Raw genomic sequence first — 11,346 nt, 5'->3', positions numbered from 1 at the left:
GAACCGAGCTTGAGCAGGAGGTCATGGAAATCTCAAATAAGACCATGGAACGAATCGGCCAGGACCTGCATGACGACCTGTGCCAATACCTGCTGGGCATCTCCTTGTTGGCGTCGTCCGCCAAGCAGCGGCTTTCGAACAAGGAAGGTGATCCCAAGGAAGATTTTGAGACAATCAGCAAACACCTGAGTGAGGCAATAAGCAAAATCAAGACCATCAGTCGCGGCTTGATGCCGCTCGACTTGGAGCCTTCGAGTTTCCAGAAGCGTCTGGAGGTCTTGGTAGCCGACAGCCTTCGATATGCCGAGGTGGAGATTGATGTGAATGTAGATCCTGCTTTCCATATCGAGGGTGCCGATCGGGAGCTCAACCTCTTTCGCATCGTGCAGGAAGCTCTCACGAATGTAATCAAGCATTCTCATGCACGCCATATAGAGATTTCATCCGGTAAAACCGTCAGCGAAACCGGAGAAACCTTGCTTTGCCTTACTGTAAGCGATGACGGGACCGGACTGCCCAAGAAACTGCAAAAGCGCGGACTCGGGCTGAGAATCATGCGCAACCGTGCAGCCATGGCTGATGCCCGGCTGTCCATCGAGAGCAGCGAAGAGGGTACGACAGTAAGCGTACTACTGAAGGAGAACCATGCATGAACCATCCTGTACGATTCCTCTTGGTCGACGACCACCCCTTGTTCAGGCAGGGTCTTGCCAGTGTCATAGAAAATGTACGCCGCTATACCGTGACCGCCGAGGCCACCACAATCTCTCAGGCTCTTTCGTTGCTTGAGTCCATCGAGGTGGATGTGGCATTGGTGGATATCTCCCTGCAGCAGGAGAACGGCCTTGAGTTGGTCAAGACCTTGAAAGCGACCCGCCCTGAGATTTCCTGCATCGTCGTATCGATGTATGACGAGATCATCTATGCCTCCAGCGCCCTGAAGGCGGGGGCGAAGGGGTATGTGATGAAGCAGGAGGCAGCGTCCTCGCTGCTCGATGCCATCGAGATGGTGCTCAAAGGAAAAATCTACCTGTCCAAGGACATGCGGGAACGCATGCTCGATACCATGCTTCTTCAGGACTCAAAGAAAGAAATCGATCTGGTAAAGTTGTTGAGCATCCGGGAGATGGAGGTGCTGCAGCTGCTTGGGCAGGGCTTCGGGGTATCGGAGATTGCACACAACCTCAACCTCTCGGTCAAGACGATCAACGTCTACCGGGACAACATCCGCCGCAAGTTGTCGATCGACGATGCAGGCTCGCTGCGCAGGTTTGCAATTCAGTGGGTCACAAGCAATGAACGGTGAAGAAACATAGGACAAATGTCCTAGTCAAAGTCAAGACAAACACCCAGTGTCATTCTCGCACCGCCTCTTTTAGCATGATGGTTGTAGGAGCCTCTGTTCAGTACAAGCGTTGTACGAAAGCAGGGCGGCCTGCATGGAAATCGTCCATATGTCTTGGACATATGCAATGTAAGGAGGAATCTGTATGAAACGGAACATGCGCATTATCGTCAGTATGCTGCTGATCGTCTGCATGAGTCTCTCGCTGTTCGCAGCCGGCCAGTCTGAAGCCGCCAAGGCTCCTGAGAGAAAGGTCATCAATCTTTGGAGCTTCACCGATGAAGTGCCCAAGATGCTCGAAAAGTACAAAGAGCTCAATCCTGATTTCGATTATGAAATCAACACCACCATCATCGCCACCACCGACGGTGCCTACCAGCCGGCACTCGACCAGGCATTGGCATCCGGTGGGAAAGACGCTCCCGACATCTACTGTGCAGAGTCGGCATTCGTCTTGAAGTACACCCAGGGTGATGCAGCTCATTTTGCAGCTCCCTACAAGTCTTTGGGCATCGATGTAGACAAGAAGCTCAAGGAAGCCGATATCGCTCCCTATACCGTAGAAATCGGAAGCAACAGCAAGGGCGAGCTCGTTGGTCTGGGCTATCAGGCTACCGGTGGTGCATTCATTTATCGCCGCTCCATTGCAAAAGACGTATGGGGAACCGACGATCCAGCAGTAATCAAGACCAAGGTCGGTCCGGGTTGGGAGAAGTTCTTCCAAGCTGCTGAAGACCTGAGAAAGAAAAATTACGCCATCATCAGCGGTGATGGAGACATCTGGCACGCCATCGAAGGCTCCTCCCCGAAGGGATGGATTGTCGACGGCAAGCTCTATGTCGACAAGACACGCGAGGATTTCCTTGACATTGCAAAGACCATGGTCGACAAGGGCTATCACAACGATACCCGTGACTGGACCGATGCTTGGTTTGCCGACATGAAAGACGCCGGTGCCAAGAAGGTGTTCGGTTTCTTCGGTCCTGCATGGCTCATCAACTACGTCATGGCCGGCAACAGCGGCGGAACCAAGCCCGGTGAAGGCACCTATGGCGACTGGGCCGTGTGCGAACCTCCGGTAGGCTTCTTCTGGGGCGGCACATGGGTTATTGCAAACAACAACAGCCCCGTCAAGGATGCAGTGGGCAAAATCATCGAGTGGATCACGCTCGACAGCTCCGACACCGGTCTGCAGTATTACTGGGCCAACGGAACCCTCAATGGTCCCGGCGGAACCAAGGACACTGTCGCCTCCGGCACGGTCATGAAGAAGAGCGACGGCACCTTGGCATTCCTGGGTGGACAGAATATGTTTGACGTATTCGTACCCGCAGGCGCTTTTGCTACCGGAAAGAACAAGACTCAGTATGATGAGACCATCAACATGTACTGGCGTGACCAGGTTCGTTCCTACAGCGCAGGCAACAAGAGTCGAGCAGCTGCCCTGGCCGATTTCAAGAAGCAGGTTGCTGACAACCTCGCGATCAGCGCCTATTAAGGGAGTGTTGACTTCCAGGTGCGGGCTGTCCGGCCTGCACCTGGATTCTTCTGCAAAACAGCATCGCTAGGATGGAAATTCTCTTTTCCTGCAGGCTTCGATGCACCCTGACACTTACTGGAGGAACAACGCCATGCGCAAGAAAGGCATCAACTATGCAAAGTACGGGTACTACTTTTCCATCCCATTTGTGCTTGCCTATCTCATTTTCTCGCTTTACCCGACCATTTACACCGTAATCATCGGATTCACCGACCTCAGGGGCCTGGGACGCACTACATTCACCTTTCTTGACGATCCCTTTGAGAACTTCAAATTGATCCTTGCCAATGATACGTTCAAGAAATCCGTGGTGAATACTGCGGTGATTTGGATCATGAACTTCATTCCCCAAATCCTGCTGGCTCTGCTGCTCACTGCCTGGTTCACCAACCGCCGCTTCAAGGTCAAGGGCCAAGGCATCTTCAAAGTGTTGATTTACATGCCCAACATCATTACTGCGGCTACCATAGCCATCTTGTTCAACTCCCTCTTCGGCTATCCCAAAGGACCGGTGAACGACTTGCTCATGACCTTGGGAATCCTCGATGCTCCTGCCAATTTCCATATGCAGGAATGGACTTCAAAAGGCGTTGTCGCCTTCATCCAGTTCTGGATGTGGTATGGCAACTCCATGATCGTGCTCATTGCAGGCGTGCTGGGCATCAGTCCAACCCTGTTTGAGGCTGCCGAGGTGGATGGCGCCACCCCGACCCAGATTTTCTTCAAAATCACTCTTCCGCGATTGAAAACCATTCTGCTCTATGTCCTGATCACCAGTATGGTCGGCGGTCTTCAGATGTACGATATCCCCAAGCTCTATCTATGGGGAGGACCGGATAATGCCACCCTTACTGCAAGCGTCTTCATCCACAATCAGGCCTTCAGCGGCAGCTATCTCTACAATCGTGCTGCTGCGGCAAGCATGCTGATGTTCTTGATCATCGTCGTCCTCTCCATTGCGATGTTCTATCTCATGCGCGACAGGGGCGAACAGAAACTCAGAAAACAGGAACGGGCACGCGTGCGTGTATTGAAGCGGGAGGCATCGGTATGAAAAGCTTGAAAACCTCAACCAACATAACCAAGACAATCATTTATGTCGTGTGTATTTTTCTCTCGATTTTAAGCATCTTCCCGTTCTGGCTCATGTTTGTGAATGCAACCAGGAGTACGTACCAAATCCAACAGAACTCTGTTGCTTTGTTTCCTTCCACTTTCCTGTTCAGCAACTGGAAAATTCTCAATGGCAAGAGCTTCAATGCGGCAGTCGGCTTCATGAACTCGATGCTGGTAAGCAGCGGAGCAACGCTTTGTGCAGTCTACTTCTCCTCGCTTACCGCCTACGCATTGGTGGCGTATACCTGGAAACTTCGCCAGCCGTTCTTCTCCTTCATCCTGGCGATCATGATGATCCCGGCCCAGGTTACCGGCATTGGTTTCTACCAGATGATGTATAAAATCGGGTGGGTCAACAGCCTTTGGCCCCTGATTCTTCCCTCCATTGCTGCCCCTGCGATGGTCTTTTTCATGCGTCAGTATCTCATGGCAACGCTGTCGTTGGATATCGTGAATTCAGCCAGAATAGACGGGGCGGGCGAGTTTTATACCTTCAACCGCATAATTTTGCCGATCATGAAGCCTGCAATGGCCACACAAGCAATCTTTACGTTTGTGACAAACTGGAATAACCTGTTCATTCCGATGATCATTTTGACCAGAAGGGAAAAGTATACCATGCCGATCATGGTAAGCCTGCTGCGTGGTGATATCTACAAAACTGAATACGGTTCGGTCTACTTGGGCTTGGCTCTTACGGTATTGCCGCTGTTTGTCGTCTACTTCCTGCTCAGCAAGTACATTATTGCCGGCGTTGCACTCGGGGCGCTGAAGGAGTAGGAACCTCTATATTGTTACAAGGAGTTCGGATGTATGCAGCAGAATAGGGAACGGGCGCAGCAGCTCTTGCACAGCATGACCATCGAAGAGAAGGTGGCCCAACTTGTATCCGCCTGGCTGGAAATACGCGAGGACGGAAGTTTCTCCGTTCGAGAGTATGGACAGAAGGATCAACGGGCCGGTGATGTATGTCAAGAGGTGTTGGGCAAGGGCGTCGGCCAGCTCACCAGACCGTTCGGTACCATGGCCAACGATCCGCGCAAACAGGCAAAAGCCATCAATACACTCCAACACTACTTGGTGACGCAGACCCGCTTGAAAATTCCAGCCATGCTGCATGAGGAGTGTCTGACCGGGGCGATGGTCAAGGGGGCCACCGTCTTCCCCTCGGCACTGAACTATGGTGCAACCTGGGACCCTGATTTGATCGGGCGTGCCGCCTCTACCATCGGCGATGAGCTGAGGAGCCTGGGAATCCATCAAGGGCTTGCTCCTGTACTGGATGTCGCCCGCGATGCACGCTGGGGACGCCTGGAGGAGACGTTCGGCGAGGATCCCTATCTATGCGGCGTCATGGGCATCAAGTACGTGAACGGCCTGCAGGGACCGAATCGCACGCCTTTGGCAACACTGAAGCACTTCGTCGGCCACTCGTTCAGCGAGGGGGCGCGCAACCATGCTCCGGTGCATTGCGGGATGCGGGAACTTTGCAACACCTTCGCCCTTCCGTTCGAAATGGTTGTCCGCAACGCCCGGCCGGGGTCTGTAATGCCTGCCTATCATGATATCGACGGCATTCCCTGTACCAGCAATCACAGCCTGATAACGGACCTGCTCATAAAGCAGTGGGGTTTCGACGGCCTGATAGTCGCCGACTATGAGGCAATTGTACAGTTGGTCAACGACCACCATGTCGCCAATGACATGGCCGAGGCCGCTGCCTTGGCTTTTAATGCCGGCATGGATATCGAACTGCCGGGCTTCACCGTTTTCAAGGAAGGACTCATTGAAGCCCTCTATCGCGGGTTGGTGACCGATGCGGCTCTGGACCGGTCGGTGCTCAAGGTCCTGGAAGAGAAATTTCGTCAAGGCCTGTTCGAAAAACCCTACATCCAGGAGGACTCAATCGAAATTGGTTCTGAAAAGAATCATATACTTGCCAGGGAGGTGGCGGAAAAATCGCTGGTGCTGCTGAAAAACGATGGCACCCTGCCGTTGAAGAGGGGGATGAAAATCGCCCTCATCGGCGCTCTGGCCGACCACCCCTATGCGATGTTCGGAGGGTATGCCGCGCCGGTGCACTTGCAAGGCTCCCATGGTCCGAAGGAGACCGTTCCGGTGTTGGCAAAGACCATACGCTCAGCCTTGGAAGAGGTGATGGGACCGGACAACGTGTTGTTTGAGCCCGGCTGCATGCTCTATGAAAGCAATGTCGAACGCGCAATCTTCTTCCCCGGGGACGTGCAAAAAGAGGAAGGTGGGAATGCTCATGAGCTGAGCAGCGATCTGAGCAGGATCAAGCTGGCTTGCGAGGCCAGCAGCAAGGCCGATGCAACCGTCCTGGTTGTCGGTGACCTGGCGGGCCTGTTCGGGCAGGGGACCGTTGGTGAAGGCTCCGATGCATCAAGCTTCACTTTGCCCGGGGTGCAGGAGCAGTTGATGAACCAAGTTCTGGAAACCGGCAAGCCGGTTGTCGTTGTTCTTGTCAGCGGCCGACCCTACACCATGCATAAGGCGGTACGTGATGCCAGTGCGATTCTAGCCGCCTGGCTTCCTGGAGAAGGCGGGGGTGAGGCGATCGCCCGGACCCTTGCCGGATTGAACAACCCCGGCGGCCGTACTCCACTTTCCTTCCCCAAATCGGTAGGGGCCATGCCGTATGCGTACAACCATCACAAGAAAGCAGGCGGACTGCCGACCCAGAAGCAGTTCGGCTGCCTGTTCCCCTTCGGTCATGGGCTCTCCTACAGCCGCTTTGCATGGTCTGACTTCCAGGTTGAGCAAAGCCAGATTTCCACGAGCGGTGAATTCAAGGTAAGCCTGCACGTGGAGAACACCGGCCCTGTCGGCGGTGATGAGGTAATTGAGCTCTACATGCACGACAAGGTAGCCTCGATAGTCCGGCCGGTGAAGGAACTGAAGGCGTTCGCCCGTGTGAGCCTGCAGCCGGGAGAGAAGAAAAAGGTGCTGTTCACCCTTCCTGCAGACCTCTTCTCGTTCATCGGGGAACGCATGGAGCGGGTGCTTGAGACCGGAAGCTTCGACCTGCTTGTCGGAAAAAGCAGCGATGATATCGTCTTTGCCAGTGAACTATCAATCCTTGGTGAGAATAAAATACTTCCCAAATCGTGGCGCTGTCTCTCCTCTGTTTCCATCGTTTCGGTGTCTTGATTCTCCTTTTTGTTGTTTTTACCTCCACGTTTGGCAACTTGTCTGATAGGTCACGCAATCAGGCAAGTTGCCTCTTTTCTTGCTTGCGGCCTTGCATTCTCCCATGGGTGGACTATGATGGAAGCAGGTACCAAAGGAGTTGGACACGATGATACGGAAAGCACTCTTTGCAGGATCTTGGTATCCTGCCGATCAGCAGACACTCAAGCTTCTCATCAGCGAATCGATTGAGACGGTGCTCAAGAATACTACGTACCAGCACTGTCCATGCCGGTTTGCCGTGCTTCCCCATGCAGGGCTGTTTTATTCGAAGACAGGCATCGCCCCCTTCTTCGCTGCAGACCTCTCAAAAATCCAGAGGCTGGTCGTCCTCGCCCCAAGCCATTATGCGAACCTCAGTCCTGACTGTCTGGTCAGTGCACCTTTGGATGGTTTGGAGACACCGCTCGGCATGTTGGAAAGTCAAAACCTGGACAACGCCCAAGATAAGTACTTCTCAGCAATCCAGAGCGAGCATGCCTTGGAGATGGTGCTTCCCTATATTGCGAGCCTTTCCCCTCGGCCAAAGGTGACCCTTGCCCTGATCAGTCACTTCTCCCAACCTCAGGCGGTGAAGTCCATCGGTGATGCTCTGGTTGCACAAGTAGGGGAAGAGGAGATCAAGGCAGGAAGGACCGCCTTCATCGCCAGCAGCGATTTCACCCATTACGGCCCGCGTTTCGGGTATACCCCGTACCAGAGCGGTGCTCCGATGCGAGTCAGGGAAGATGATCTGGCACTTTCCCACCTGCTGTGCGAAGGGCGCATCGAAGAGGCTTTTGCCTTCTGCTCCTCAAAACGAAGCACGGTATGCGGCTATGCTCCCGCCATGGTGGTCAGCTACATTGCCAGTCGCATGCAAAGCAGGGGGTGGGTAGCCGATTACTACACCTCCTTGGATATCAGCTCATCGCCTGATGCAAATTTTGTCGCCTATTCAACCATCCTGTGGAGGTAATATGCAGCACGTGGTGCAAAAGGAATTGTTGGCGCTCGCCCGAGAAGCCATTACAAGCACACTCCTACATGGTCAGATGCCGTTGTACGAGAAACTGAAGGCCGCCAACGAGAGGCCGTACAATCTGGAAATGGGTTGCTTCGTCACCCTGAAAACCAAGGAGGGGAATTTACGGGGCTGCATCGGAAACCTGTGGGGCAAAGGCCCCCTTTTTCAGGAGATTCCCTCGCTTGCCCGTCAAGCGGCCTTCAGCGACCCCCGGTTTCATCCGGTGAATAAGGATGAATTGGACCATCTGGTCATTGAGATATCCCTCTTGAGCAGCATGCAGAGCATCGATGACTGGACAGCCATACGGGTGGGAATCGACGGGGTGCTGCTCACCCACGGCTATCATCGTGCAGTCTTTTTACCCCAGGTAGCAAGCGAACAAGGATGGGATCTGCCGACCATGTTGTCAAACCTCTCCCTCAAGGCGGGCTTGTATCCTCAAGCGTACCTCGATAGAGCCTGCCGTTTTGAAGTCTTCCAAGCGGAGGTGTTCGGTGAAGAGCCGTTGTGATTTTTGTTACCACCACTGCACTCTGGACGAAGGTCAAAGCGGCATCTGTTCGGTAAGAACACTTGAGCAGGGCCGGATCGTGACCAAAGCGTACGGGCACCTTGCAGCCTTGGCCGTCGATCCGGTGGAGAAGAAACCGCTCTACCATTTTCTTCCGGGAAGCAAGACGCTGTCGCTGGCGATGCCCGGTTGCAATCTAGCCTGCGACTTTTGTCAGAATTACACCATCAGCCAGAGCTCTTATCATCAACATCAGGCCGGCGAGGCAATCGACACAGCTGCGCTTGTGTCGCTGGCTGTAGAGCGCAACTGCCCCTCGATCAGCTTTACCTACAGCGAACCGCTTGTCTGGCAGGATTATATGCTTGAGGTTGCCTCTTTGGCCAAGAGCAAGGGTCTTTCGACCATCATGGTGACCAACGGCACCTTCAGCGAAGAAGCCCTCGAGCGGATTTTCCCCCTGATCGATGCCTGCAACATAGACCTCAAGGGTGATGAGAGCTTCTATCGACGGCGATGCAACGGCAGTGCAAAGCCGGTTTTGGATGCCATCGAATACCTTGTCGGCAAGAAAGCGCATGTCGAGGTCACAACCATGGTCATGGAAAGCGAGCATGATGAGGCCCACATCCGCGCACTGGCAGGCCAACTGGCCGGGAGGGGGGTGCAGGTGTGGCATCTCAGCCGCTACTTCCCCCGCTACCTTGCAACCGATCCTGCAACTTCTGAATCCTATCTGCAGCAGATGATCAACACAGTCTCGTCCTTCGGCATCGACTATGTGTATGCCGGCAACTCCGAGCAAAAGCAGGCCACCTTCTGTCCCCGGTGCCACGCCCAGGTGGTGTCCGACAGACGACATGCTCCCATCCGGTATGACAAGACACTGAAAGAAGGCAGATGCAGCGCCTGCAATCAGGAAATCTACGGCCGTTGGCCATCCTGACATACACAACCATTTTCTGCTACACTCAGCTTTTCGAGGAGTATCTGGTGGTAAAACTGAGTGGTGTGACTGTGGCTTATGGGGATCGTTTCATTCTCAAGGACGCAGATTTTCTTATAAAAAATGGTGACAGGATCGGATTGGTGGGCCCAAACGGCGCCGGAAAGACAACCCTGCTGCGGGTGCTCGCCGGTGAGGAGCAGCCCGACAGCGGTCAGGTACTTGTCGACAACAATACCGTCATAGGGTATTTCAGCCAGAATGTCGGGGAGATGCAAGGCCGAAGTGCATTGATGGAAGTCATTGCGGGCTCGGGCTCGGTCTATGAGATCGGTTTGGAGCTCGAGCGGCTCGAACACCGGATGGCTGATGCCGACCAAGCGTTCAGCGATGCGGATATGGAGCGTTACGGGCAGCTTCAAACTGAGTTTCTTGCACGTGACGGGTATGACTTGACCCAGCGCAGCGAGGAAATTCTCACCGGCCTGGGTATCGGCCCCGACCGGTTCCATGAACCGGTTGAACACTTCAGCGGCGGCTGGAAAATGCGTATTGCCCTGGCCAAGATCCTCGCCCTGAATCCCGATGTGCTGCTGATGGACGAGCCGACCAACCATTTGGACCTTGAGTCGATCATCTATCTGGAATCGTGGCTCGCATCCTTCAATGGTGATGTGGTGATGACCAGCCACGACCGCCAGTTCATGACCCGCATCTGCAAGCGCACCGTCGAAGTGGCGAACGCTCAGGTGACCAGCTACAGCGGCGACTACGATTTCTACATCCGCGAGCGGGAGATCAGGCGCGAGCAACTGATCGCAACCTACAACCGCCAGCAGGCAAGGTTTGCCAAGGACGAGGAGTTCATCGCCAAGTTTGCAGCCCGGGCAAGCCATGCATCCTTGGTGCAGTCCCGGATAAAGGCATTGGAAAAGATCGAGCGGATCACCCTTCCTCCCGAATCGAAGATCATGCACGTGCAGTTTGCACCCTGTCCGCGCAGCGGAGACCAGGTGGTGGTCCTCAAGGATTTGACCAAGCGTTGGCCGAAAGCGCAGGGTGGGGAGCATACGGTTTTCGAGCATATCAGCGGGGTGGTCATGCGGGGCAACAAGATTGCCTTGACCGGCATCAACGGAGCGGGCAAATCAACCCTTCTGAAGGTTATTGTCGGGCTTGCAGAGGCTTCGGGCGGGGAAGCCACCCTCGGAGCCAGTGTGAATATGGGCTACTTCAGCCAGTACTCCAGCGATGTGCTCGACCCGAACAAGACCATTTTTGAAGAGGTGTTCGATCGGGTTCCCCTGTCCACCATCCCCGCCATCCGCTCGATGCTTGGTTCCTTTCTCTTCAGTGGCGATGACGTAGACAAGAAAATCGGGACGCTGAGCGGGGGTGAGAAGAGCAGGGTGATGCTGGCCTGCATGCTGGCGGTTCCCGTGAATTTCTTGGTATTGGACGAACCGACCAACCACTTGGATATCCAAAGTCGTGAAGTGCTGCTTGACGCCCTTTCACGCTTTGAAGGTACGCTGATGATCGTCAGCCACGACCGGTACTTTCTCAAGCACCTGGCCAACCGAGTGTTCGAGTTGGATAAAGGGATGCTCAACATCTATGAAGGTGACTATGCCTATTACCTGCACAAGTCAGGTAGGGAGTGACAAGA

Annotated in this window: 10 protein-coding genes; all 10 read left to right on the top strand. The window is 54.2% G+C overall.

Features of this window, described 5'->3' with window-relative positions:
* A partial coding sequence (locus B3F49_RS10550) for a sensor histidine kinase (RefSeq protein WP_293910904.1) occupies nt 1-653 on the top strand: 653 nt, incomplete at its 5' end.
* Nucleotides 650-1,306 carry a response regulator transcription factor gene (locus tag B3F49_RS10545; RefSeq protein WP_293893357.1) on the top strand — a complete coding sequence of 219 codons (657 nt, stop codon included), beginning with the start codon at nt 650-652 and terminating at the stop codon, nt 1,304-1,306. The genes B3F49_RS10550 and B3F49_RS10545, both read left to right, overlap by 4 nt.
* A 184-nt stretch (nt 1,307-1,490) precedes the next feature.
* Entirely contained in the window at nt 1,491-2,843 is a 1,353-nt protein-coding gene (locus B3F49_RS10540; protein WP_293893354.1) for an ABC transporter substrate-binding protein, read from the top strand.
* A 133-nt stretch (nt 2,844-2,976) separates the two neighbouring features.
* Nucleotides 2,977-3,939 (top strand): carbohydrate ABC transporter permease, encoded by a 963-nt coding sequence (locus B3F49_RS10535; protein WP_293893351.1) that lies wholly within the window; start codon nt 2,977-2,979, stop codon nt 3,937-3,939.
* Nucleotides 3,936-4,781 (top strand): carbohydrate ABC transporter permease, encoded by an 846-nt coding sequence (locus B3F49_RS10530; RefSeq protein ID WP_293893348.1) that lies wholly within the window; start codon nt 3,936-3,938, stop codon nt 4,779-4,781. The genes B3F49_RS10535 and B3F49_RS10530 overlap by 4 nt, the downstream gene beginning before the upstream one ends.
* A gap of 33 nt (nt 4,782-4,814) precedes the next feature.
* A complete protein-coding gene (locus B3F49_RS10525; protein ID WP_293910902.1) occupies nt 4,815-7,172 on the top strand; it encodes a glycoside hydrolase family 3 N-terminal domain-containing protein in 2,358 nt (785 codons plus the stop codon).
* A gap of 148 nt (nt 7,173-7,320) precedes the next feature.
* Nucleotides 7,321-8,169 (top strand): AmmeMemoRadiSam system protein B, encoded by an 849-nt coding sequence (gene amrB / locus B3F49_RS10520; RefSeq protein WP_293893342.1) that lies wholly within the window; start codon nt 7,321-7,323, stop codon nt 8,167-8,169.
* A 1-nt stretch (nt 8,170) separates the two neighbouring features.
* Nucleotides 8,171-8,731, top strand: coding sequence for an AmmeMemoRadiSam system protein A (amrA, locus tag B3F49_RS10515; RefSeq protein WP_293893339.1), 561 nt, complete (start codon nt 8,171-8,173; stop codon nt 8,729-8,731).
* Entirely contained in the window at nt 8,715-9,677 is a 963-nt protein-coding gene (gene amrS, locus B3F49_RS10510; RefSeq protein WP_293910900.1) for an AmmeMemoRadiSam system radical SAM enzyme, read from the top strand. The genes amrA and amrS overlap by 17 nt, the downstream gene beginning before the upstream one ends.
* Nucleotides 9,632-11,341: an ABC-F family ATP-binding cassette domain-containing protein gene (locus B3F49_RS10505; protein ID WP_293910898.1), complete on the top strand. Its 1,710-nt coding sequence runs from the start codon at nt 9,632-9,634 to the stop codon at nt 11,339-11,341. Before amrS ends, B3F49_RS10505 begins: the two co-directional genes overlap by 46 nt.
* Nucleotides 11,342-11,346 lie beyond the last annotated feature (5 nt).

The organism is Sphaerochaeta sp. UBA5836 (genome assembly GCF_002432845.1).
In the GTDB taxonomy this organism is placed as follows: Bacteria; Spirochaetota; Spirochaetia; order Sphaerochaetales; family Sphaerochaetaceae; genus Sphaerochaeta.
This window is presented reverse-complemented; position numbering and strand designations above follow the sequence as displayed.